General features: G+C 61.9%; 20 protein-coding genes. 11 read left to right on the forward strand and 9 right to left on the reverse strand.

Annotated features, from left to right (window positions below):
• Positions 1–39: 39 nt before the first annotated feature.
• Together glyA and CXQ80_RS03080 are read right to left on the reverse strand one after the other, a co-directional pair.
• Positions 40–1293 (reverse strand): serine hydroxymethyltransferase, encoded by a 1254-nt coding sequence (gene glyA / locus CXQ80_RS03075; RefSeq protein WP_101316367.1) that lies wholly within the window; start codon positions 1291–1293, stop codon positions 40–42.
• 136 nt (positions 1294–1429) lie between these two features.
• Complete coding sequence (locus tag CXQ80_RS03080) at positions 1430–5260, reverse strand: bifunctional diguanylate cyclase/phosphodiesterase (protein ID WP_178080742.1); 3831 nt, start codon at positions 5258–5260, stop codon at positions 1430–1432.
• A 248-nt stretch (positions 5261–5508) separates the two neighbouring features.
• Here CXQ80_RS03080 and CXQ80_RS03085 point away from each other — a divergent pair, with 248 nt between their 5' ends.
• The 3 genes from CXQ80_RS03085 to gdhA all read left to right on the forward strand — a co-directional run bounded on the left by CXQ80_RS03085 (position 5509) and on the right by gdhA (position 9369).
• On the forward strand, positions 5509–5940 hold the full coding sequence (locus CXQ80_RS03085; RefSeq protein WP_101316371.1) for a hypothetical protein: 432 nt from the start codon (positions 5509–5511) through the stop codon (positions 5938–5940).
• Positions 5941–6128: 188 nt separating this feature from the next.
• The gene (ettA, locus tag CXQ80_RS03090) at positions 6129–7796 is read left to right on the forward strand and encodes an energy-dependent translational throttle protein EttA (RefSeq protein WP_101316373.1); all 1668 of its coding nucleotides are present in this window, start codon (positions 6129–6131) and stop codon (positions 7794–7796) included.
• A 232-nt stretch (positions 7797–8028) separates the two neighbouring features.
• Positions 8029–9369 carry an NADP-specific glutamate dehydrogenase gene (gdhA, locus tag CXQ80_RS03095; protein ID WP_101316375.1) on the forward strand — a complete coding sequence of 447 codons (1341 nt, stop codon included), beginning with the start codon at positions 8029–8031 and terminating at the stop codon, positions 9367–9369.
• A 121-nt stretch (positions 9370–9490) separates the two neighbouring features.
• Here gdhA and CXQ80_RS03100 read toward each other — a convergent pair whose 3' ends face one another.
• The 4 genes from CXQ80_RS03100 to CXQ80_RS03115 form a co-directional block, all read right to left on the reverse strand.
• Entirely contained in the window at positions 9491–9991 is a 501-nt protein-coding gene (locus tag CXQ80_RS03100) for a GreA/GreB family elongation factor (protein WP_101316377.1), read from the reverse strand.
• Between the two features lie 68 nt (positions 9992–10059).
• The gene (locus tag CXQ80_RS03105) at positions 10060–10416 is read right to left on the reverse strand and encodes a hypothetical protein (protein WP_101316379.1); all 357 of its coding nucleotides are present in this window, start codon (positions 10414–10416) and stop codon (positions 10060–10062) included.
• A gap of 133 nt (positions 10417–10549) precedes the next feature.
• Positions 10550–12403 carry a DUF4105 domain-containing protein gene (locus tag CXQ80_RS03110; RefSeq protein ID WP_101316381.1) on the reverse strand — a complete coding sequence of 618 codons (1854 nt, stop codon included), beginning with the start codon at positions 12401–12403 and terminating at the stop codon, positions 10550–10552.
• Positions 12404–12478: 75 nt separating this feature from the next.
• Positions 12479–12967, reverse strand: coding sequence for a DUF3015 domain-containing protein (locus CXQ80_RS03115; protein WP_101316383.1), 489 nt, complete (start codon positions 12965–12967; stop codon positions 12479–12481).
• Positions 12968–13222: 255 nt separating this feature from the next.
• Between CXQ80_RS03115 and CXQ80_RS03120 the strand changes: the two genes are divergently transcribed.
• The 4 genes from CXQ80_RS03120 (at position 13223) to CXQ80_RS03135 (ending at position 17556) form a co-directional block, all read left to right on the forward strand.
• A complete protein-coding gene (locus tag CXQ80_RS03120) occupies positions 13223–15661 on the forward strand; it encodes a Lon protease family protein (RefSeq protein WP_101316386.1) in 2439 nt (812 codons plus the stop codon).
• Positions 15662–15823: 162 nt separating this feature from the next.
• A complete protein-coding gene (locus tag CXQ80_RS03125; RefSeq protein WP_101316388.1) occupies positions 15824–16162 on the forward strand; it encodes a hypothetical protein in 339 nt (112 codons plus the stop codon).
• Positions 16163–16276: 114 nt separating this feature from the next.
• Positions 16277–16765, forward strand: a complete 489-nt coding sequence (locus tag CXQ80_RS03130; RefSeq protein ID WP_101316390.1) for a TIGR00645 family protein — start codon at positions 16277–16279, stop codon at positions 16763–16765.
• A 173-nt stretch (positions 16766–16938) separates the two neighbouring features.
• A complete protein-coding gene (locus tag CXQ80_RS03135) occupies positions 16939–17556 on the forward strand; it encodes an FKBP-type peptidyl-prolyl cis-trans isomerase (RefSeq protein WP_101316392.1) in 618 nt (205 codons plus the stop codon).
• 40 nt (positions 17557–17596) lie between these two features.
• Here CXQ80_RS03135 and CXQ80_RS03140 read toward each other — a convergent pair whose 3' ends face one another.
• The 3 genes from CXQ80_RS03140 to CXQ80_RS03150 form a co-directional block, all read right to left on the reverse strand.
• On the reverse strand, positions 17597–17842 hold the full coding sequence (locus CXQ80_RS03140; protein ID WP_101316394.1) for a hypothetical protein: 246 nt from the start codon (positions 17840–17842) through the stop codon (positions 17597–17599).
• A 147-nt stretch (positions 17843–17989) separates the two neighbouring features.
• Positions 17990–18331 carry a zinc ribbon domain-containing protein YjdM gene (locus tag CXQ80_RS03145; protein ID WP_101316396.1) on the reverse strand — a complete coding sequence of 114 codons (342 nt, stop codon included), beginning with the start codon at positions 18329–18331 and terminating at the stop codon, positions 17990–17992.
• 118 nt (positions 18332–18449) lie between these two features.
• A complete protein-coding gene (locus CXQ80_RS03150; RefSeq protein ID WP_101316398.1) occupies positions 18450–19418 on the reverse strand; it encodes a polyprenyl synthetase family protein in 969 nt (322 codons plus the stop codon).
• 245 nt (positions 19419–19663) lie between these two features.
• On the opposite strand from CXQ80_RS03150, the gene rplU reads away from it, so the two are divergent.
• The 4 genes from rplU to proB all read left to right on the forward strand — a co-directional run bounded on the left by rplU (position 19664) and on the right by proB (position 22881).
• Positions 19664–19978, forward strand: a complete 315-nt coding sequence (gene rplU / locus CXQ80_RS03155) for a 50S ribosomal protein L21 (protein WP_101316400.1) — start codon at positions 19664–19666, stop codon at positions 19976–19978.
• Between the two features lie 38 nt (positions 19979–20016).
• Positions 20017–20274 (forward strand): 50S ribosomal protein L27, encoded by a 258-nt coding sequence (gene rpmA, locus CXQ80_RS03160; RefSeq protein WP_101316402.1) that lies wholly within the window; start codon positions 20017–20019, stop codon positions 20272–20274.
• A gap of 186 nt (positions 20275–20460) precedes the next feature.
• Complete coding sequence (gene cgtA / locus CXQ80_RS03165) at positions 20461–21687, forward strand: Obg family GTPase CgtA (RefSeq protein ID WP_101316404.1); 1227 nt, start codon at positions 20461–20463, stop codon at positions 21685–21687.
• Positions 21688–21762: 75 nt separating this feature from the next.
• Positions 21763–22881 (forward strand): glutamate 5-kinase, encoded by a 1119-nt coding sequence (gene proB, locus CXQ80_RS03170; protein WP_101322938.1) that lies wholly within the window; start codon positions 21763–21765, stop codon positions 22879–22881.
• The last annotated feature ends 3 nt before the right edge of the window (positions 22882–22884 follow it).

Raw genomic sequence — 22884 nt, forward strand, 5'->3', positions numbered from 1 at the left:
TTTCAACAACAAAAAGCGACAGGCTGGATCACGCGTGGATCAGTTGCCGTAAACCGGCAGCTTTTTGCAGATGGCCTTGACCTTCTCACGTACCGCGTCGATCACGGCCTGGTTGTTCAGGTCGGCGAGGATGTCGCAGATCCAGCCAGCCAGCTCGCGGCATTCGGTTTCCTTGAAGCCGCGGGTGGTCACAGCCGGGGTGCCGAAGCGCAGGCCCGAGGTGACGAACGGTGAACGTGGGTCGTTCGGTACCGAGTTCTTGTTGACGGTGATGAAAGCGTTGCCCAGGGCAGCGTCAGCATCTTTACCGGAGATGTCCTGCTTGATCAGCGAGAGCAGGAACAGGTGGTTTTGAGTACCGCCGGACACCACGTCGAAGCCGCGCTCGATGAACACCTCGGCCATGGCCTGGGCGTTTTTCACCACTTGCTGCTGGTAAGCCTTGAACTCAGGCTGCAGCGCTTCCTTGAAGCAGATCGCCTTGGCGGCGATGACGTGCTCGAGCGGGCCGCCTTGGGCGCCTGGGAACACTGCCGAGTTGAGTTTCTTCTCGATGTCGGCGTTGGCACGGGCCAGGATCAGGCCGCCACGTGGACCGCGCAGGGTCTTGTGGGTGGTGGTGGTGACCACGTCTGCGAACGGCACCGGGTTCGGGTACACGCCAGCGGCAACCAGGCCAGCAACGTGGGCCATGTCGACGAACAGGTAGGCACCGACCTTGTCGGCGATGGCGCGGAAGCGCGGGAAGTCGAGAACCTGCGAGTAGGCCGAGAAGCCGGCTACGATCATTTTCGGCTTGTGTTCAACAGCCAGGCGCTCGACTTCGTCGTAATCGATCAGGCCATTGCCGTCGATGCCGTACTGCACGGCGTTGTACAGCTTGCCCGACGAGCTGACGCTGGCGCCGTGGGTCAAGTGACCGCCGTGGGCCAGGCTCATGCCCAGGATGGTGTCACCGGCCGACAGCAGGGCCAGGTAGACCGCAGCGTTGGCCTGGGAACCGGCATGCGGCTGGACGTTGGCGTAATCGGCGCCGAACAGCTCTTTGGCGCGATCGATAGCCAGTTGCTCGACCACGTCGACGTATTCACAGCCGCCGTAGTAGCGCTTGCCTGGGTAGCCTTCGGCGTACTTGTTGGTCAGTACCGAACCTTGGGCTTCCATCACCGCGGGGCTGGTGTAGTTTTCCGAAGCGATCAGCTCGATATGCTCTTCCTGACGCTGAGCTTCTTGCTCCATGGCGGCAAAGAGATCGGCGTCGTACTTGGCAATGGTCAAATCACGGCTGAACATGGCGGTCCTCAAGGATCGGGGCTGAATTGGGTGTGCATTCTAACCGATTGGCCGAGGCGTGGCATATGAACTGGCGTCATGTCGCAGACCAATGCCATTCACGTCGTAAAATGACCGGGCGGACATGCCGCTCGGCTCACTGGAACATGAACAGCGTCTCGTTGCTGAACTGCGCTTCGAACTGCTGCGGCGGCATTGGCCGGCCGAACAGGTAGCCCTGCACTTCGTCGCAGTCGTGCTCGCGCAGAAACTCCAGCTGCTCGTGGGTTTCGACACCCTCGGCGATCACCGCCAGGTTGAGGCTGTGGGCCATGGCGATGATCGCCCGGGCGATCTGCGCATCTTGCTCGCCGGAGGGCAAGCCGTCGACGAAGGTGCGGTCGATCTTGAGCACATCGATGGGGAACTGCTTCAGGTAGTTGAGCGATGAGTAGCCAGTGCCGAAGTCATCCACGGCGATGCTTAGGCCAAGGTTTTTCAGGCTGTCGAGAATCTGCATGGCCTCATGCACTTCGCGCATCAGGATGCTTTCGGTCAGCTCCAGCTCCAGGCACGCCGGCGGCAGCCCGGTTTCTTCAAGAATGGTCGCGATGCGCGTGCCCAACTGGCCGTCGGAGAACTGCCGCGCCGAGATGTTCACCGACACTTTCGGTACGCGCACCTTGGCCTGATGCCAGGCCTTGAGCTGGCGGCACGACTCGCGCAACACCCAGTCACCGACATCCACCACCAGCCCGACCTCTTCCAGCACCGGGATGAAATCGCCCGGCGGCACCAGCCCGCGGCGTGGGTGGCGCCAGCGCAGCAGCGCTTCGGCGCCGGTCAGGCGTTTGCCGTCGCCACTGAATTGCGGCTGGTAATAGAGGATGAATTCGTTCTGTTCGAGGGCATGGCGCAAATCGCTTTCCAGTTCCAGGCGCTCGAGGGCACTGGCGTTCATCTCGGTCTGGTAGAACTGGAAGTTGTTCTTGCCGCGCTCCTTGGCGTGGTACATGGCGGTGTCGGCGTTTTTCATCAGCTGGCTGAGTTCGCTGCCATCCTGCGGGCTCAGGGCGATGCCGATACTGGCGGTGACGAAGAACTCGCGGTTCTCCAGTACGAACGGCCGCACCAGGCTGCCAAGAATGCTCTCGGCAACATGAATGGCGCGGTTCAGGGCCTGCTCGCGGCTGGCGCGCGGCTGCAGCAGCAGTGTGAATTCGTCGCCGCCCATGCGCGCTACGGTGTCGTCGTCATCGACGCACTCGAGCAGGCGCTGGGCCATGTCCTTGAGCATGCGGTCGCCGGCGGCGTGGCCGAGCGAGTCGTTGATCGGCTTGAAGCGGTCCAGGTCGAGGAACATCAGCACCACCCACGACTTGTGCCGCTCGGCCTGCTGCAGCGCCGTGTACAGGCGATCCTGGAACAGGGTGCGGTTGGGCAGGTGGGTCAGGGCGTCGTAATAGGCCAGGCGGTGAATGCGCTGTTCGCTGGCCTTGCGCTCACTGATATCGGTGAAGAAACACACGTAGCTGGCCAGGTCGCCCTCGTCGTCGAGCACCGCGGTGATGCCGACCCAGGCCGGGTAATGCTCGCCGTCACGGCGTTTGAGCCAGACTTCGCCCTCCCAGCTGCCGCGCTGGTTGAGTTGCTTGAGTACGTAACGCAGGTGCGATTCCTGCTGGTCCTCGACGGTGAGCAGGCGTGGCAGTTGGTCGAGCACTTCGCTGACCGCATAACCACTGACCCGGCTGAAGGCGTCGTTGGCCTGAACGATGTAGCCGGCCGGGTCGGTGATCAGAATCGCCGAGGTCGAGTGCTCGAATACCGTTGCCGCCATGCGCAGGTCTTTTTCTGCACGGCGTTGCTGGCTGATGTCGCGGCCGACCCCAAGGATGCCCTCGAAGCGCTCGTGCTCATCCCACACCAGTACCAGGCGCAGCTCAATCGGGATCTTGCGGCCATCGGCGCGCAGGCAGTCGAACAGGAACAGCTGGGTCGGCAGCTCGGTGCGCAGCAGGGCCAGTTGCGCGCGGTCATCGATCGCTTTGCTGACCTGCTCCATCAAGCTGTAGACACCGCTCAACTGGGCCGGGTTGGCGACCACCGACTGCCAGCCATTGGCGAATATCCACTCTGCCTCATAGCCGAGCACCGCGCGCACCGACGGGCTGACGTAATTGAGCAGCAAGCGGCTGTCGGTGGAGAAGATCACGTCGCTGATGCTCTCGGCGAGCATGCGGTAGCGTTGCTCGCTGTCACGCAGCGACGCGCTGGCCTCGATCTGTACGGTGACGTCCTTGCCGACGCCGACGATGCGCGTGACCTGGCCATCGTTGTCGCGGGTCAGCACCTGCTCGCGGATGTCATAGCAACGCCAGCCGCCGTCATGGTGGCGGAAGCGCAACTGGCAGTGCAGCGCATCGCGGTGGCCGCTGTCGCGTTGCAACTGCAGCTGGCTGCGATAGTGCGCGGCGTCTTCGGGGTGCAGCAACAGCTCCCAGAAGCGCTCGCCCATCTGCGCCAGCTCGGCGCGGTTGTAGCCCAGGGTCTGGCCCAGATGCCGGTTGCTGAAGATCATCCGCTGGCTGGCCACGTCCTGCACGTAGAGCTGATCGGGCACGGTACGGACCACGTCCGACCAGAAGCTTTCGCGCTCCAGCAGCGACAACTCGACCTGCTTGCGGCTGGTGATATCGCTGATGCTGAGGATCACCGCCTGATAATCGCGGCGTTGCTGTGGCAGGCGCACCATCAGCCACAGGTGCAGGTCGCCTCCCAGTGGCGCCGGCAGGCAGACTTCCAGTTCAAGCACGCCGCGCTGTTCGATCAGGGCGTCGATCAACTGCATGCCGACGCTCTCGCGGCCATGCCCGGACGCCTCGATCAGGCGCTGCCAGGCGCCTTCGTGGCATTCGACACTGAGCAACTGGCGCGCCACCTGGTTGATCTCGGTGATTTTCAGCTCCTGCAGCAACGAGCGGCGCAGGTTTGGTTCCAGCGCCAGGCTCTGCCTCAGTGCAGCCAGGTTGCGCAGGTGATAGCGGTCGAGCTGACCGGGCAGGCTCGACAGGTCGAGCACGCACAGGGCAACCCCGGTGCCTTCGAAAATCTCGTGATAGCGGCGGCGGTCTTCCTGCAGCGCGCGCTGGCGCCGGCGCATGTTGATCAGTGCCAGCAACGGCAGCAACGCACAGATCAGCACCAACAGGCACTTGCCCAGCATTGGCAGCAGCAGTTGCTGGCGAGTCAGGCCTTCGTCATACAGGCCGCGCAGTTGCCAGGTACTGTTATCGAGGAAGGCGAGCATCACGCTTTGTAGCGGTTCACCGCTGGAAGCGGCGGGCTCATGGCGCTCCAGCACCGCACCGTCGCGGCTGCTTTCCAGCAGCCAGAGCGGGTGGTCAGGGCCGTCCAGATGCTCGGTCAGCGCCGGGTAATAGTCAGGGCTCAGACGCAGCAGCCAATACCCGACGCCTTGTTCCGGCGTTTGCCGCAGCAGCAGATAGATCGTGCCGTTGTCCGCAGCATTGGCAAAGAAATGGCTGCGGCCGCGATTCAATTGCAGCAACTCGTCAATCAACTGGCGGTCAGGGCTGCCGACCAGGCTGTCGGCCACGACCTGGCCATTCTGGTTCAACCAGGCCACATGGCGCAGGCTAGGCAGGCGCGTCTGCAGGGTTTGCAGCAGCGACGGCAATGCTTCAGGCGTCGGCGCTTTGACGTAGGGCTGGACCAGGTTCAGCGCTTGCTGAGCCTTGAGCGCCAGATTCAGGTTGAGGTTGTCGGCCAATTTGGCACTGGCGACAACCGTGTGTTCGCGCATTTCAGCCTGGGTATGGCGGAACTGCGCGAACAGCTGCCACAGCAGCAAGCCCAGCAAAACCAGCGCAAGCATGGCCAGCGCGCCCTTGAGCGAGCCGCGCAGGGATACACTGCTCGAAGTGGGAGCAGGGCGCAAAACGGGCGGTTGGTTGAGATTGGTCAAGCGATGGTCCTGCAATTGGGCGGCGACGGCAGGGGCGCACATGCATGGGTCGTGCCTGAGCCTGGAGTGGCGCGCACTTATAGTTGTGGACACATGAAGGCGGCTAGCATGCCTGCAATTGTGGCGAAGTGCCAGCTCCGCATTCAGCCTGTCGCCGATGCGTTGATCGGGTCCGGTTCGGCAACCCCAGGCTGGCTGTGCGAGAATGCCTGCCGCTCGACTGTTTATGCTTCTGGAGATGTACGGTTTTGGTTACCCACTATTCCCTCAACGGCCTCGATTCCGCCTGCGGGCGCAGCAGCCAGACCCTGGTCAGCACCGGTGTGGCCGATGCCGTTTCATGTAAATCCTGCCAGCGCTCGCTGGTCAAACCTGATGCCAACGCGGCAGTGGTGCGCAAGAGCCCGTCCCTGGCTGAGCTGCGCAAGTCGGCGAAGGCTGCCAAGGCTGCCAGTGAGCCTGGTTTTGCGGTCGCCTCGGTGGTGTTGCCTGTAGCGGCACCTTCGCTGGCCACGCCGCAGGTCAACCCTGCGCTGGCGTCTGTGCTCAAGCAGCCAGTGTCGAGCCAGCCAGCGCCTGCGGCCAGCTTCAATGCCAAGGCCGCCTGGGCGGCGCAGCTGGTCAAGCAGGCCGGCAATCGCCCGCCGCGAGGCAAGCAGGCCAAGCAGCGGCGTGGTTGAGGCTGCTGGCTTGACAGCTGTGTGATTGGGGCTGCAAAGCAGCCCCTGCACCTCAAGCCCTGACATCTGGCCAACGCCTGCAGTTGGCGTAGAATGGTCGCCTTTGTTCACTGACACCCTGTAAGCACATCCCCCTGGCATCAGCCGGGTAGTTCGGATGTCTTCACCTATCTATAGAGGGCTTGGTTTTGGCTCAATACGTCTACACCATGCATCGGCTGAGCAAGGTCGTGCCGCCGAAGCGCGAAATCCTGAAGAACATTTCGCTGTCGTTCTTCCCCGGCGCCAAGATCGGCGTGCTCGGCCTCAACGGTTCGGGCAAATCGACTTTGCTGAAGATCATGGCTGGCGTCGACAAAGAGTTCGACGGTGAAGCCCGTCCGATGCCTGAACTGAACGTCGGCTACCTGCCTCAGGAGCCGCAGCTGGACCCAACCAAGACCGTGCGTGAAGTGGTCGAGGAAGCGGTCAGCGTGATCAAGGACGCCCAGGCGCGCCTGGACGAGGTCTACGCTGCCTACGCCGAACCGGATGCCGACTTCGACAAGCTGGCTGCCGAACAGGCCAAGCTCGAGTCGATCCTGCAGGCCGCCGACGGCCACAACCTCGAGCGTCAGCTCGAAGTCGCTGCCGATGCCCTGCGTCTGCCGGCATGGGATGCCAAGGTCGAGCACCTCTCCGGTGGTGAAAAACGCCGCGTCGCTCTGTGCCGCCTGCTGCTGTCGGCCCCCGACATGCTCCTGCTCGACGAACCAACCAACCACCTGGATGCTGATTCGGTGGCCTGGCTCGAGCGCTTCCTGCACGACTTCCCGGGCACCGTGGTCGCGATTACCCACGACCGGTACTTCCTCGACAACGTTGCCGGCTGGATCCTCGAGCTCGACCGCGGCGCCGGTATCCCGTACGAAGGCAACTATTCGGGCTGGCTGGAAGCCAAGTCGGACCGTCTGGCGCAAGAGTCCAAGCAGCAGAGCGCTCACGAAAAAGCCATGAAGGAAGAACTGGAGTGGGTGCGCAAAGGCGCCAAGGCCCGCCAGTCCAAGTCCAAGGCCCGTCTGGCACGCTTCGAAGAAATGCAGTCGCAGGAATTCCAGAAGCGCAGCGAGACCAACGAGATCTATATCCCGGCCGGTCCACGTCTGGGCGACAAGGTCATCGAGTTCAAGAACGTCAGCAAGAGCTATGGCGATCGTGTGCTGATCGAGAACCTCTCATTCGCCATGCCTAAAGGCGCCATCGTTGGCGTGATCGGCGGTAACGGTGCCGGTAAGTCGACCCTGTTCCGCATGCTGATGGGCAAAGAGCAACCGGACTCGGGCACCATCGAGATCGGCGAAACCGTGCAGCTGGCCTGTGTTGACCAGAGCCGCGAAGACCTCGACGGCAGCAAGTCGGTATTCCAGCAGATTTCCGACGGCTCCGACCAGATCCGCATCGGCAACTATGAGATCCCGGCGCGTACCTATGTTGGTCGCTTCAACTTCAAGGGCGGGGATCAGCAGAAGTTCGTCAAGGACCTCTCCGGTGGTGAGCGTGGCCGTCTGCACCTGGCGCTGACCTTGAAAGAAGGCGGCAACGTCCTGCTGCTCGACGAACCGTCCAACGACCTCGACGTCGAAACCCTGCGTTCGCTGGAGGAAGCGCTGCTCGACTTCCCAGGCGCAGCCATCGTGATCTCTCACGATCGGTGGTTCCTGGACCGTGTCGCCACGCACATCCTTGCCTACGAAGACGACTCCAACGTGCTGTTCTTCGAAGGTAACTACACCGAGTACGAAGCTGATCGCAAGAAACGCCTCGGCGATGCAGCGGCCCAGCCGCACCGTGTTCGCCACAAGAAGCTGGTGCAGTAACCGCTTCATCCGCTGCACGAAATTGGGGCTCCGTGGGGCCCCTTTTTTGTGCCTGCCTGAACGCCGGTCAGGCTGATTTCACGAGCATTCCGTGTGGTTGTTTGTATACATTTATATAAAACGCACCAATTTATTTCAAAAAAACGACATTTCGCCCTGTTGCAGTGCGAGCGGTTCTTGATAGAGTCGGGAAAAAATATAAGTCCAACCCTCTCTTGGTGAGATGTCTAGCATGATCGAATCCGTCGACGATTTCCTCGCGCGCCTGCAGCAGCGTGACCCAGGCCAACCCGAATTCCACCAGGCGGTGGAAGAGGTACTGCGTACGCTTTGGCCCTTCCTCGAGGCCAACCCCCACTACCTGCAAGCCGGCATTCTCGAGCGTATCGTCGAGCCTGAGCGCGCGATTCTGTTCCGTGTCTCCTGGGTCGATGATCAGGGCAAGGTCCAGGTCAACCGCGGCTACCGCATCCAGATGAACAGCGCCATCGGCCCCTACAAAGGCGGCTTGCGCTTCCATCGCTCGGTCAACCTCAGCGTGCTCAAGTTCCTCGCCTTCGAGCAGACCTTCAAGAACTCTCTGACCTCGCTGCCCATGGGCGGCGGCAAGGGCGGCTCGGACTTCGATCCAAAGGGCAAGAGCGACGCTGAAGTGATGCGCTTCTGCCAGGCCTTCATGAGCGAGCTGTACCGCCACATTGGTGCTGATTGCGACGTGCCGGCCGGTGATATCGGCGTGGGTGCACGCGAGATCGGCTTCATGTTCGGCCAGTACAAGCGCCTGGCCAACCAGTTCACCTCGGTGCTGACCGGCAAAGGCATGACCTACGGCGGCAGCCTGATCCGCCCGGAAGCGACCGGCTACGGCTGCGTGTACTTCGCTGAAGAAATGCTCAAGCGTCAGGGCCTGCGTATCGACGGTCGCCGGGTGGCCATCTCCGGCTCCGGCAACGTGGCTCAGTATGCAGCGCGCAAGGTCATGGACCTGGGCGGCAAGGTCATCTCGCTGTCCGACTCGGAAGGCACGCTGTACTGCGAAGCTGGCCTGAACGATGCCCAGTGGGATGCATTGATGGAGCTGAAAAACGTCAAGCGTGGGCGTATCAGCGAGCTGGCCAGCCAGTTCGGCCTGGAGTTCCGCAAGGGGCAAACTCCATGGACCCTGGCCTGCGACATCGCCCTGCCATGTGCTACTCAGAATGAGCTGGGAGCCGAAGACGCGCAGACTCTGCTGCGCAACGGCTGTATCTGTGTGGCAGAAGGCGCCAACATGCCGACCACGCTCGAGGCTGTGGATATCTTCATCGACGCGGGCATTCTGTATGCCCCGGGTAAGGCTTCGAACGCCGGCGGCGTTGCCGTCAGCGGCCTGGAAATGTCGCAGAACGCCATGCGCCTGCTGTGGACCGCGGGTGAAGTGGACAGCAAGCTGCACAACATCATGCAGTCGATCCACCATGCTTGCGTGCATTACGGCGAAGAAGCCGACGGTAAGGTCAACTACGTCAAAGGCGCCAACATCGCCGGCTTCGTCAAAGTCGCTGACGCGATGCTGGCGCAAGGCGTGGTCTGACATACGCTTGTGTAGGAGCGGCCTTGTGTCGCGAAAGGGTCGCGTAGCGGCCCCGGGATCTATACAACGCCGCTGAATTGCTGGGCCCGCTGTGCGGGCCTTTCGCGACACAAGGCCGCTCCTACCCAGCGTCCGGCGTTATGGCGGTAATAACGATCATCTGGTCCCCGGCCGGGCGCCGCCACAGGACTTCATCCCCCGGCGCCGCGCCTAGTAATGCGCGCCCCAATGGCGAACCCCAGTTGATCAGGCCCTGCCTGGCGTCTGCTTGATCCTCGCCGACCAACTGCACGCTGTGTTGTTGCTCATCCTCATCGATAAACATCACGCCGCTGCCAATCTGCACCTTCTGCTCGGAGGTCGCCGGTGGCACCACCTGTGCGCTCTGCACGCGCGCGGCGAAGTAACGCAGTTCGCTTTGGGTATTTGCCACCTGCTGCTTGTCGGCCCGCTCACCCTCTGCCAGCAGTTGCTCTCGCTGGGCGTTCAGCGCGGCCACGCGCTGCTGCAGCAAGCGCAGGCCAGCAGCGGTGACGTAGTTGGGTTGCTCGCTGACCCGCCGCTCAACCGGCTGTTCGGCCTGGGCGGCGGCGTGGTCTTCGTTGACAAATGCTCGGCTCATGCTCGGCCCTCCTCAGGCATGAGACCTCTGCCACAGGCTGGTCGTTTCAGTTGAAGGCAGTTCGGGGCTTAGTTATGACGGTAGGCCCGCGCGGTGTCGCGATCCTTTTCCTGCTCCCAGTCGCGGTCACGCTCGTTCCAGTAGTGTTCGCGGTAGTCACGCAAATCCTGATTGGCCTGCATGCTCTGGCACTGCCGAAAGCCATCGTCCCATCCGGTTTCATACTGGCGCTCGGCGAGATAACGCGGCACGTTCTTGCGAAAGTCCCCGACCATCAAGCCCGCCGCCTGGCGGCCGCTGCTGCAGCCGTCGCCGTAACCATCGGCGTAGGCGGGCGGATAGCCGTGCTCGATCATCTGCTCGTGAGCTGACTGGCAGCCCGTGAGCAACAATGCTATTCCGATTCCAAGCCAGTACCGCGACATGTGCCAGACCTCCACGTAATAGAGAGAGTCTAGGCGCCGGATTGTCGCGCTGATGTCAAAACAATGTTGGATTGCTTTACGGCCAAACCCGGCCTGAACGCAACCCTATGCGCTCAGACCGGGGCTGGCTGCATCAGTAGTGGTACCACTTCAACTCGAGCATCACCTCGTTTTGCGCAGTGGCCAGGTGGCTGTATTCACGCTTGGCGCTCAGGCGCAGGCCCAGGTCCTGGCTGATTTCCCACTGCTGATTGAGGCTGAGGCTGCGGCGCACTTCGCCATTGGTGAAGTAATCGCCCTTGGCTTCGACGGTCATGTTGCCCAGCCCATTGCGCCAGAGCAGGCCACCATTGAAGCCTGCAGCCGGGCTGATGAACTCGGCAAAGTCGTTGTGGTGTTCGACCCGTACCGTGCCCAAGGCAAAGCCGAGCAAGCCGTCGGCCAACTGCCAGGTGCCGCCGGCGCCGCCGTTGACGTGGCTGACCAGCACCTCATCGTCATGCTTGCCCGGTACCCGCTCAAGGCCACCGGCAACCTGCCACGACAGCGGTTTGAGCAGCTCGTTGCGCGGCGTCAGGGAGCGGATGGTGGCGAGGTCGAGTTGCTGTACCTGCCAGTCGTTGCCTTCGTACTGGCGCAGCTTGAGTTGGAGAATCTCGATCTGCGCGCCGAGTGGGAAGCCGTAGGCGTTGTCGTTGAGGTCGTGGTAAGCCATGCGCAGGCCGTACTCGGCAAAGGCGCGGTCTTCACGGGTGCCAACGCCAACCTGCCAGGTGCGCGACTGGTGGCCGTTTTCAGGCAGGCCCGGGCGTTCTACTTCGAGTGGCTCAGGTGGATTACGGTTGATTGCCTGCAGCAGCTCGAAACTGCGCTTGGCCTGAGCCGGGTCGCGTTCCTGGCCGTTGGCGCGATAGCGCTCGAGGCGGTAGGCGGCGTCTTGCACCAGGGCCTGACGCGGCTTGGGCAGGGCGTTGAATTCGGCGCTCTGCAGCTGCGCGGTGTCGGCGCTGATGGCCAGCACTTGCTGTTTTTCCTGATGATCGAGCGAATCTGCGCGGGCCAGCAGTTCACGTTCACGCGAGGGCCGGTAGCGAACACTGGAAACCAGCCCGGATTGCTTGACTGCCTTGACCGTGTCGGTAGGGATCGCGGTCAGCGGGAACTGCGAGGTCAGGTCCAGCCCGGGGCGGGCGACCTGCAGCAGTTCGAGCAGGCGATACGAGCAGTTTTCGTCAAAGAAGAAATAGTCGAACTGGACCTGTTTGAGTTCCCACACGTGTTCGACCATGCGCCCGGTCTCGGTCGGCGTCAGGTCCAGCTGGTACTCCCACAGGTCGCGGTTTTCCAGGCTGCGATACTCGGACAACTTCTCCTGGTACGGCATCAGGGCGAATAACCCGGGGTAGCCGCCTGCCAGGCCTTTCCAGGCATAGAGAATGCTGTTGTCGCTGCCTTCGATGTAGGCACCGAAGTTGATCGCGTAGCTGAGCAGGGTGGTGTCGTCGTCGCGGGTCTTGGCCTGGTCGATACGCAGCAGGGTATGGCCGAACATCGACGACGGGCTGTTCAGGTAAGCCGCGGGGAATATCAGTACTGCGCTGTGCGGGTCTACCGACTGATACCACTGGCGGAATTCGGCGCAGTCGGGCTGCGGCAGGTCTTGCAGGTCGAGTTGCTCACGCAGCCAGCGGGTGCGCGCGGGGTAGACGCATTGGGCGTGCTTGTCGCCGAGGCCGGCCGGGGCGTACAACGCTTGTACAGTGGCCGCCAGTTCGCGGTCGGGATGGTGCCCGCCGTCTTCGGCGAGGAAGAATTTGGCATCGTCGACATAACTGCGCCAACCGCCCAGTTTGCCGGTCTCGTAGTGGCCGAGGGCAATCCAGTAGGGCGTGGCCGCCAGCTGTTGCAGGCGCGCAGGGTCGACGTGGGGTGCAGCGTTGAGCTGGGCGCTGCCAAGCAGAGCCAGAAGGGCAAGGCGTTTGAGCATGTCGGGCAACTACTTCTTGAAGGATGCCGATGATGATGCCAGTCCCGCCCCGGTGAGGGGCGGGAAGGGCCGGACTCAAGCCTCGGTAGCGTACTTGGCCAGTTGCGGGTCGCTTTTGAGCACCGCGAGGGTGTTGTTGTGCACGGTTTCAGCAGTGGCGTCGGCGCTGTTGAAGATCTCGCCGAAGTGCTGGTGGGTAACCGCGGCGAAGTGCGCGCGATCTTCAGGTGCAACGCCGAGAACCACGGCGTAGGTGGTCAGAGCTTCGCCCTGGCCTTGCGCCATGTCTTCGGAAAGCTCGTTCATCATGCCGTTCATGGCGAACCAGGACTTGCCGCCGTAGGTCAGCGAGGCCTTGGTCGAGCAACCGTTGGTGCCCGAGGTCATGCCGAAGGTGGCGTTGCCGGAAGTACCGTTGGTGGTGGAAGCCAGGAAGTGAGCAGGAGTCCCGCGCTGGCCTTCAAACAGCATGTTGCCCCAGCCGCAGTTCGGGCCACCAGGCGCTTCTGCCATGGCGTTGATCGAGATTGCGGTGAACAGAGTACCCAGAAGAATCCGTTTCATAGCTTCGTTCTCTTTCTTAGTAGACTTACCAATGGTCAGGGGTTCTGGCAATTCCTTGCCAGCTCGGAACAGCATAATGCTACCCCGCGCAATGTTGGAGTTTAGGCACGATCCAAAGGTTGCGTGGCTTATTACAAAAAATTGCATGAGTAATTGCCAGAGGTTGGCTGCGACATAAAGTCCCGGTGAGCCTTGCAACGTGCGGTCAGGCAGCGCCAGAATGCTTTCATCGCCCCGCCGAAGTAAGGAAACCCAATGCCCGATCCTGTCGCTGCGCGCCTGCGTCTTGCGCCTGAAGCCCTGACCCGGCGTTTTTCTCCTGAGCAGTTTGCTTTCACCAATACTGACGATCTGGAACCGTTTCGCGGCGTTCTGGGCCAGGAACGTGCTGTCGAGGCCCTGCAATTCGGTGTGGCCATGCCGCGCCCTGGTTACAACGTGTTTGTCATGGGCGAGCCGGGTACCGGTCGCTTCTCTTTCGTCAAACGCTACCTGCGCGCCGAGGGCAAGCGCCAGAAGACGCCGGCTGACTGGGTCTACGTCAACAACTTCGAGGACATGCGCGAGCCGCGTGCGCTGGAGCTGCCGTCGGGCACTGCCGGCGAGTTCATCAGTGACATGAACGGTTTGATCGACAACCTGCTGGCGACCTTCCCGGCAGTGTTCGAGCACCCGTCCTACCAGCAGAAAAAAAGCGCCATCGACCGCGCCTTCAACCAGCGCTACGACCGTGCCCTGGACGTTATCGAACGCGCCTCGCTGGAAAAGGACGTGGCCCTGTACCGCGACGCCAGCAACGTTGCCTTCACGCCGATGAGCGACGGCAAGGCGCTGGACGAAGCGGAGTTCGCCCAGTTGCCGGACGAAGTGCGCGAGCGCTTCCACGACGACATTTCGCAGCTTGAAGAGCGTCTCAACGAAGAGCTTGCCAGCCTGCCGCAATGGAAGCGTGAGTCGAACAACCAACTGCGCCAGCTCAACGAAGAAACCATCACCCTGGCACTGCAGCCGCTGTTGGCACCGCTGTCGGAAAAATACGCTGAAAACGCAGCAGTCTGCGCCTATCTGCAATCGGTACAGTTGAACCTGCTGCGCACCGTGGTTGAAGAACTGGTCGATGACGCCAAGACCGACCCGGTCGCGCGCAAGATGCTCGAGGAGTATTACGCACCAAGCCTGATGGTCGGGCACCCCAACAGCGGCGGCGCGCCGGTAGTGTTCGAGCCGCACCCGACCTACGACAATCTGTTCGGTCGCATTGAATACAGCACCGACCAGGGCGCGCTGTACACCTCCTACCGCCAGCTGCGTCCAGGTGCCTTGCACCGGGCCAATGGCGGCTTCCTGATCCTTGAAGCAGAGAAGATGCTCGGCGAGCCGTACGTCTGGGACGGCCTCAAGCGTGCGTTGCAGTCGCGCAAGCTGAAGATGGAATCGCCGCTGGGTGAGCTGGGCCGCGTAGCCACGGTCAGCCTCGCGCCGCAGATGATCCCGCTCAACGTCAAGCTGGTGATCATTGGCTCGCGTCAGCTGTACTACGCGCTGCAAGACCATGACTCGGACTTCCAGGAGATGTTCCGGGTGCTGGTCGACTTCGACGAAGACCTGCCCATGGTCGACGAGAACCTTGAGCAGTTCGCCCAGTTGCTGCGTACCCGCACCAACGAAGAGGGCATGGCGCCGTTGACCAGCGACGCGGTTGCGCGTCTGGCCACCTACAGCGCTCGCCTGGCAGAAAACCAGTCACGCCTCTCGGCGCGCATCGGCGACCTGTTCCAGTTGGTCAGTGAGGCGGACTTCATCCGCCAGTTGGCCAACGGCGAAATGACTGATGCCGGGCATATCGAACGGGCCCTGAAAGCCAAGGCGACTCGTACCGGGCGCGTCTCGCAGCGGGTGCTCGACGACATGCTGGCCGGGATCATCCTGATCGACACAGAAGGTGCGGCGATCGGCAAGTGCAACGGCCTGACCGTGCTCGAGGTGGGTGATTCGGCGTTCGGTATGCCGGCGCGGATCTCGGCCACGGTGTATCCGGGGGGGAGCGGTATCGTCGACATCGAGCGTGAGGTCAATCTGGGCCAGCCGATTCACTCCAAGGGGGTGATGATCCTAACCGGGTATCTGGGCAGCCGGTACGCCCAGGAATTCCCTCTGGCGATCTCGGCGAGCATCGCCCTTGAGCAGTCCTACGGCTATGTCGATGGCGACAGTGCGTCGCTGGGCGAGGCCTGTACGCTGATCTCGGCGCTGTCGCGCACGCCGCTCAAGCAGTGTTTCGCCATCACCGGCTCGATCAACCAGTTTGGCGAGGTGCAGGCGGTTGGCGGGGTCAACGAGAAGATCGAGGGCTTCTTCCGCCTGTGCGAAGCGCGCGGCCTGACCGGCGAGCAAGGGGTGATCATCCCGCGCGCCAACGTCGCCACGTTGATGCTCGATGAGCGTGTGTTGCAGGCAGTGGAGGCGGGTCAGTTCAACGTCTACGCGGTCAGCCAGGCGGACGAAGCGTTGAGCCTGCTGGTCGGCACCGATGCCGGTACGCCGGATGAGAACGGTGAATTCCCCGAGGGCAGTGTCAACGCCCGAGTGGTCGAGCGGCTCAGCGAGATTGCCGAAATGATCAGCGAGGAAGACATCAAGGACGCTGAGAAGGAGCGTATGGAGGAGATGATCGCTCAAGCTAAACCGGCGTAAGTCAAAAAAACGGCGCTGGAGGCAATGTGCTACCGTTCGGCGCCGGTTTTCCATCTTTTTCCGTTGATCTTCTATGCTGGAACTTAGGGAGAGCAACAGCGTTCAGGATGGAAACAGCCTGCAGTAATTGGCTGAAATGGTTACCTCGGAGGGGACGCCGCCATGCGCAACCTCAGCCTCACCCGCCAGTGCCTTGGCCTGGTGACTCGTATTGAATGCAGCATTCGTCCGCTGTCTGGCGACAACGGCATGTGGACGCTGCTGTTTGCGGCCGGCATGGCCGGTGAACAGCCCTCGGCGATCAAGGCCCAGGGGCCGTTCCATGGACCGCTGGTGGCCGAGTCGGTGCTCAACGCGATTGTCGACAGCCTGACCTTGCATGGTTACCACGTCGCTGAAGACCCGCAGATCTGGTGTGTGCACCTGCAAGGGCAACTGCGCAAGATCAACGGTGAACGCTGCCGCAATCTGGGCGACTATCAGTTTCATCCTGAAACCTGACCCGCCCGCTTGAGCGATTTGTACCCTGCGGCAACCGACCGCAGGCTTTTGCTGTAACAGGTGGGTGGCTATACTCGCGATCGCTTTCCGCTCACCTGACGAGTTTTATCCTCCATGGAACGTTTTCTCGAGAACGCGATGTACGCATCGCGTTGGTTGCTTGCCCCGATCTACTTCGGTCTGTCGCTTGGCCTGCTGGCGCTGGCGCTGAAGTTCTTCCAAGAAGTCCTGCATGTGCTGCCCAATGTGTTCGCTCTCAGTGAGGCCGACCTGATCCTGGTCATCCTGTCGCTGATCGACATGTCGCTGGTTGGCGGCCTGCTGGTGATGGTGATGATCTCTGGCTACGAGAACTTCGTCTCGCAGCTGGACATCGACGACAGCAAGGAAAAGCTCAGCTGGCTGGGCAAGATGGACTCGACCTCGCTGAAGATGAAAGTCGCCGCGTCGATCGTGGCAATTTCTTCGATTCATCTGCTGCGGGTGTTCATGGATGCGCAGAACATCTCCACCGACAAGCTGATGTGGTACGTGATCATCCACATGACCTTTGTTATTTCGGCATTTGTCATGGGTTATCTGGACAAGCTGACCAAGCACTAGGCATTGCTCTGCCGCATTGCCCATGCCGCCCGACCGTTGCCCAACGGCCGGGCGGTTGTGTATCTGCGGTGCGCAGTGGCCCGGTAGCTGATCTGCTGCGCTGCAGTGTGCTAGGCTGCTCGCCCTTTTGATCAAGGGCGCGGCTGCACTGCGCCCTGCTGCGGAGCAAGTCAATGTCCGAACTCATTCTGTCCACCGACGAAACCCGCGTCAGCTACGGCATTGGCCGTCAGCTCGGCGGTCAGCTGCGTGACAACCCGCCACCAGGCGTCAGCCTGGAAGCCATCGTCGCCGGCCTGACCGACGCCTTCAATGGCGTTGAAAGCCGCGTGAACGAGGCCGACCTGTCGGCTGCGTTCAAGACCATCCGCGACATCATGCAAGCCGAAGCCGCTGCCAAGGCTGAAGTCGCTGCTGCTGTGGGCGTCGAGTTCCTGGCTGAAAACGCCAAGCGCGAAGGCATCACCACCCTGGCTTCGGGCCTGCAGTTCGAAGTGCTGACCGCCGGTGTTGGCGCCAAGCCAAGCCGCGACGACACTGTACGCACCCACTACCACGGCACCCTGATCGACGGCACTGTATTCGACAGTTCCTACGATCGTGGTCAGCCTGCTGAATTCCCGGTTGGTGGCGTGATCGCCGGCTGGACCGAAGCTCTGCAGCTGATGAATGCCGGCAGCAAATGGCGCCTGTATGTGCCGAGCGAGCTGGCTTACGGCGCTCAAGGCGTTGGCAGCATCCCGCCGCACAGCGTTCTGGTGTTCGACGTCGAGCTGCTCGACGTTCTGTAAGACCGTCTGGGCCGCCTGGTGCGGCCCTTTCGCTTGACCTTCAGTTCCAGTCCGTCCCGCCAGGGCGCAATGCCCGTGCATAGCAGAACAGAAACAAATTGCGTACCAGCTCCTTGAGCACCACCGGCTCGCTTGAATTAAGCCCATGCAGGTCCAGGTCACCCTGGTCGCGTAGCTCGTTGAGGGCGTCCTGTTCAAGTACCGCGCACACTTCACCGGTCTCGCGGTGGAGGATTCTCAGGTAGGGATGGGGGCGGTCCAGCCAGGCGTCGATCAGATAAGTCATGGCTACTCTCCTTGGATAGCGGTTTCCAATGAGAATAATTCTTATTATCAAAATAGCAAGTAACTATTGGTTTTTTTCGCCAATGGTCGGTCGATCCTGTTGCAGGATCTGTCGGGGCCACCGAGGGCAGCCCCAGACCAGAGCAAGTCAGACCTTGCGCACGAACTCGGACTTGAGCTTCATCGGGCCGATGCCGTCGATCTTGCAGTCGATGTCATGGTCGCCGTCGCACAGGCGGATGTTCTTGACCTTGGTGCCGACCTTGACCACCAGCGAGGTGCCCTTGACCTTGAGGTCCTTGATCACGGTGATGGTATCGCCGTCCTGCAGGACGTTACCGACCGAATCCTTCTTCACCACGTCATCGCTGGCTGCTTCGGCATCGCCGCTGGCCGACCACTCGTGGGCGCATTCAGGGCAGATCAGCTGGGTGCCGTCTTCGTAGGTATATTCGGAATTGCATTTGGGGCAGGCAGGCAGAGTGCTCACTACGGGTCCTTTGGCAGGGCTGGAAAAGCCTACATTGTATAAGGTTTTGCCGGTGAGCGGGGCGATGAGATTCGCTCTCATCGCCCCCTGCTGGCGCGATCCGTGTTGGAGCGCCCGATTAGTGAGTACGGGCTACCGCAAACTCGCTGAGTTCGACCAGTGCATCGCGGTATTCGCTGGCTGGCAGTACTTCCAGGCAGGCGATGGCGCGGGCGACGTAGTCGCGGGCCATCTGCGCGGTGTAGGCGAGGGCGCCTGAGTCGTGCACGGCAGCGCGAATCTGCTCGAGATCCTCCAGGCCACCCTTCTGGATCGCCTTGCGCACCAGTGCGGCCTGCTCGGGCGAGCCTTCGCGCATGGTGTAGATCAGCGGCAGGGTCGGCTTGCCTTCGGCCAGATCGTCGCCGACGTTCTTGCCAAGTGTCTCCGAATCGCCCTGATAGTCGAGCAGGTCGTCGACCAGCTGGAAGGCCACGCCAAGGTGATCACCAAAGGTGCGCAGCGCTTCACGTTGCTCGTCGCTGGCACCGGCCAGCGCAGCGGCGCTGTGGGTCGAGGCTTCGAAGAGCATCGCGGTCTTGCCGCGGATGACTTCCATGTACACCTCTTCGCTGGTGCTCGCATCACGCACCCGCGACAGCTGCAGCACTTCGCCTTCGGCGATCACGCGAGTGGCCTTGGCGAGGATCTGCATCACCGACATCGAACCCAGTTCGACCATCATTTCGAACGAGCGCGAATAAAGGAAGTCGCCCACCAGCACGCTCGGCGCGTTGCCCCACAGCGCGTTGGCGGTGGAGCGGCCACGGCGCATGCCGGACATGTCGACCACATCGTCGTGCAGCAGGGTGGCGGTGTGGAGGAACTCGATGGTCGCTGCCAGCAGGCGCAGGTCGTCGCTCTCGCGACCCAGCGCCTTGCCGCAGAGCAGTACCAGCAAGGGCCGCAGGCGTTTGCCGCCGGCCGACGTGATATAGTCGCCGATCTTCGATACCAGCGGCACGCGCGAGGTCAGCTGCTTCTTGATGATCTCGTCGACGGCGCTGAAATCATCAGCTACCGCGCGGTAGAAGGTTTGGGGTTGCATCGGCTGCTCCATTGGGGTTGCGCGGCATGCTAGGTCGAGGGTTGCGGTGTGTCAAGGCACGCTGCCTGCCGCGCCGGGGCGGGACTTGCAAGGCCATCCTGGGTTGCGTACAATCGCGCACCCTAACTTTCCTGGGCAGCACCTGCCTTACGCAATTGCGCCGGGCCGTTCCAGCCTTGTGCAGCCATGCCAGCCAATACTCAATATATAAAGAGCTGGGTGAGCAGGATTATCGGAGAAATACCATGTCTTACGCAGTAATTGTTACCGGCGGCAAGCAGTACAAAGTCGCTGAAGGTGAATACCTGAAGATCGAGAAACTGGAAATCGCCACTGGCGAATCCGTGACCTTCGATCGCGTCCTGCTGGTTGCCAATGGCGACGCAGTCACCATCGGTGCTCCAGTTGTTGCTGGCGCTACCGTGGTTGCCGAGGTCATCTCGCAAGGCCGTCACGACAAGGTTCGCATCATCAAGTTCCGTCGTCGTAAGCACCACATGAAGCGTATGGGCCACCGCCAGTGGTTCACCGAGATCAAAATCACCGGCATCCAGGCTTAATTTCCTAGATCCCCTGAATTTATTTGGAGAATTGAACCATGGCTCACAAGAAGGCTGGTGGTAGTACTCGTAACGGTCGCGACTCAGAATCGAAACGCCTTGGCGTGAAGATGTATGGCGGCCAGGTCATCAAGGCCGGCAACATCATCGTCCGTCAGCGTGGCACCCAGTTCCACGCCGGCTACGGCGTTGGCATGGGCAAGGATCACACCTTGTTCGCCAAGATCGAAGGCGTGATCAAGTTCGAGAAGAAAGGCGAATTCAACCGCCGTTACGTGAGCGTCGTCGCGGGCTAATCGCGCTGTCGCTGGAGAAGCCCCGTCACGCGACGGGGCTTTTTCGTTTGTGGTGAGCCTCTTGCAAAGCTGTTTGTCTGGGCTGCCGGCGTCGGTCTCTGCGTCTCGGGGTCGCCGCGCTCATTTTTGCAAGAGCCTCATGTTTTTGAGTCATTTCAACTCGTCTGCTGACGAGAGGCGGTTTCTATGAAGTTTGTTGACGAAGTATCGATCCGGGTCAAAGCCGGTGATGGCGGTAACGGTTGCATGAGCTTCCGCCGCGAGAAGTTCATCGAAAACGGTGGCCCCAACGGTGGTGATGGCGGCGACGGTGGCTCGGTGTACATGATTGCCGACGAAAACCTCAACACCCTGGTCGACTATCGCTACACCCGTCACTTCGACGCCCAGCGCGGCGCCAACGGCGGCAGCACCGACTGCACCGGCAAGAAGGGCGAAGACATGATCCTGCGGGTGCCGGTTGGCACCACCGTGATCGATGCCTCGACCCAGGAAGTGATCGGCGACCTGGTCAAGGCCGGGCAGAAGCTGATGGTCGCCCAAGGCGGCTGGCACGGCCTGGGCAACACCCGTTTCAAGTCCAGCACCAACCGTGCGCCACGCCAGACCACCCCAGGCAAGCCGGGTGATCAGCGTGACCTGAAACTGGAAATGAAAGTCCTCGCTGACGTCGGCCTGCTCGGCCTGCCCAACGCTGGCAAAAGTACCTTCATCCGTTCGGTATCGGCCGCCAAGCCGAAAGTCGCCGACTACCCGTTCACCACCCTGGTGCCAAACCTGGGCGTGGTCAGCGTCGACCGCTGGAAGAGCTTCGTCATCGCCGACATCCCCGGCCTGATCGAAGGCGCCTCGGAAGGTGCCGGCCTGGGTATCCGCTTCCTCAAGCACCTGGCGCGTACTCGCATCCTGCTGCATCTGGTTGACCTGGCGCCGCTGGACGAGACCAACTCGGCCGACGCTGCCGAAGTCATCGTCAACGAGCTGACCCGCTTCAGCCCGTCGCTGGCCGAGCGTGAGCGCTGGCTGGTGCTGAACAAGTCGGACATGCTGATGGACGACGAGCGTGACGAGCGGGTCAAGGAAGTGGTCGAGCGCCTGCAGTGGAAGGGCCCGGTCTATGTGATCTCGGCAATCTCCAAGCAGGGTACCGAAGCCCTCAGCCGCGACATCATGCGCTACCTCGAAGACCGCGCCGACCGCCTGGCCGCCGACCCGGCCTACGCCGCGCAGCTGGCCAGCCTCGATCAGCGCATCGAAGACGAAGCGCGTGCTCAGTTGCAGGCCCTGGACGATGCCCGTACCTTGCGCCGCACTGGCGTCAAGAGCGTGCACAGCGTTGGCGAAGACGATGTCTGGGATGATGATTTCGAGGACGACGAAGACGGCCCGGAAATCATTTACGTGCGCGACTGATCGCTTGCAGTACACTAAACGCCGCTCTCAGGAGCGGCGTTTTAGTATCTACGAATCGACATGGGTTGGATGAAGATGCGAAGCAAGGTGACGGGCGCGAAGCGCTGGGTCGTGAAGATCGGCAGCGCCCTGCTGACCGCCGATGGCAAGGGCCTGGACCGCGGTGCCATGGGCGTTTGGGTCGAGCAGATGGTGGCCCTGCGTGAAGCAGGGGTGGAGTTGGTGCTGGTCTCTTCCGGGGCCGTAGCAGCGGGCATGAGCCAGCTTGGCTGGAACAAGCGACCGAGTGCCATGAACGAGCTGCAGGCCGCCGCCTCGCTGGGCCAGATGCGCCTGGTGCAGGCGTGGGAGTCGAGCTTTGGTGAGCACGGCAAGCACACCGCGCAGATCCTCCTGACCCACGACGATCTGTCTGACCGCAAGCGTTACCTGAATGCCCGCAGCACCCTGCGCACTCTGGTCGATCTGGGTGTGGTGCCGGTGATCAACGAGAACGACACGGTGGTCACCGACGAGATCCGTTTCGGCGACAACGACACCCTTGCAGCGCTGGTGGCCAACTTGGTCGAGGCGGACCTGCTGGTGATCCTCACCGACCGCGATGGCATGTTCGATGCCGACCCACGGCACAACCCCGACGCCCAGCTGATCTTCGAAGCGCGCGCCGATGACCCGGCGCTCGACGCCGTGGCCGGCAGCACCGGCGGTGCGCTGGGCCGCGGCGGCATGCAGACCAAACTGCGTGCGGCACGCCTGGCGGCGCGTTCCGGTGCGCACACCATCATCATTGGCGGGCGCATCGAACGCGTGCTGGATCGGCTCAAGGCCGGTGAGCGCCTGGGCACGCTGCTGTCGCCAGAGCGCGGCATGCTCGCGGCACGCAAGCAGTGGCTGGCAGGCCACCTGCAGACCCGCGGCACACTGGTGCTCGACGAGGGTGCCGTGCAGGCACTGCGCCAGGCCAACAAGAGCCTGCTGCCGGTTGGGGTCAAGACTGTTCAGGGCAGCTTCCGTCGCGGCGAGATGGTGATCTGCGTCGGCCCGGACGGCCACGAAGTGGCCCGCGGGCTGGCCAATTACAGTGCATTGGAAGCGCAGAAGATCATCGGTCAGCCGTCCGATGCAATCGAAGCGTTGCTTGGCTACAGCGCGGAGCCCGAGCTGGTGCACCGCGACAACCTGGTTCTGGTGTAAGGG

It is taken from the genome of Pseudomonas sp. 02C 26 (assembly GCF_002843585.1).
GTDB lineage: Bacteria > Pseudomonadota > Gammaproteobacteria > Pseudomonadales > Pseudomonadaceae > Aquipseudomonas > Aquipseudomonas shirazensis.

Coding starts and splice junctions, on each gene's coding strand:
- glyA (WP_101316367.1), bottom strand. CDS start 1,293: ATGTTCAGCCGTGATTTGACCATTGCCAAGTACGACGCCGATCTCTTT.
- gdhA (WP_101316375.1), top strand. CDS start 8,029: ATGATCGAATCCGTCGACGATTTCCTCGCGCGCCTGCAGCAGCGTGAC.
- CXQ80_RS03100 (WP_101316377.1), bottom strand. CDS start 9,991: ATGAGCCGAGCATTTGTCAACGAAGACCACGCCGCCGCCCAGGCCGAA.
- CXQ80_RS03105 (WP_101316379.1), bottom strand. CDS start 10,416: ATGTCGCGGTACTGGCTTGGAATCGGAATAGCATTGTTGCTCACGGGC.
- CXQ80_RS03110 (WP_101316381.1), bottom strand. CDS start 12,403: ATGCTCAAACGCCTTGCCCTTCTGGCTCTGCTTGGCAGCGCCCAGCTC.
- CXQ80_RS03115 (WP_101316383.1), bottom strand. CDS start 12,967: ATGAAACGGATTCTTCTGGGTACTCTGTTCACCGCAATCTCGATCAAC.
- CXQ80_RS03120 (WP_101316386.1), top strand. CDS start 13,223: ATGCCCGATCCTGTCGCTGCGCGCCTGCGTCTTGCGCCTGAAGCCCTG.
- CXQ80_RS03125 (WP_101316388.1), top strand. CDS start 15,824: ATGCGCAACCTCAGCCTCACCCGCCAGTGCCTTGGCCTGGTGACTCGT.
- CXQ80_RS03130 (WP_101316390.1), top strand. CDS start 16,277: ATGGAACGTTTTCTCGAGAACGCGATGTACGCATCGCGTTGGTTGCTT.
- CXQ80_RS03135 (WP_101316392.1), top strand. CDS start 16,939: ATGTCCGAACTCATTCTGTCCACCGACGAAACCCGCGTCAGCTACGGC.
- CXQ80_RS03140 (WP_101316394.1), bottom strand. CDS start 17,842: ATGACTTATCTGATCGACGCCTGGCTGGACCGCCCCCATCCCTACCTG.
- CXQ80_RS03150 (WP_101316398.1), bottom strand. CDS start 19,418: ATGCAACCCCAAACCTTCTACCGCGCGGTAGCTGATGATTTCAGCGCC.
- rplU (WP_101316400.1), top strand. CDS start 19,664: ATGTCTTACGCAGTAATTGTTACCGGCGGCAAGCAGTACAAAGTCGCT.
- rpmA (WP_101316402.1), top strand. CDS start 20,017: ATGGCTCACAAGAAGGCTGGTGGTAGTACTCGTAACGGTCGCGACTCA.
- cgtA (WP_101316404.1), top strand. CDS start 20,461: ATGAAGTTTGTTGACGAAGTATCGATCCGGGTCAAAGCCGGTGATGGC.
- proB (WP_101322938.1), top strand. CDS start 21,763: ATGCGAAGCAAGGTGACGGGCGCGAAGCGCTGGGTCGTGAAGATCGGC.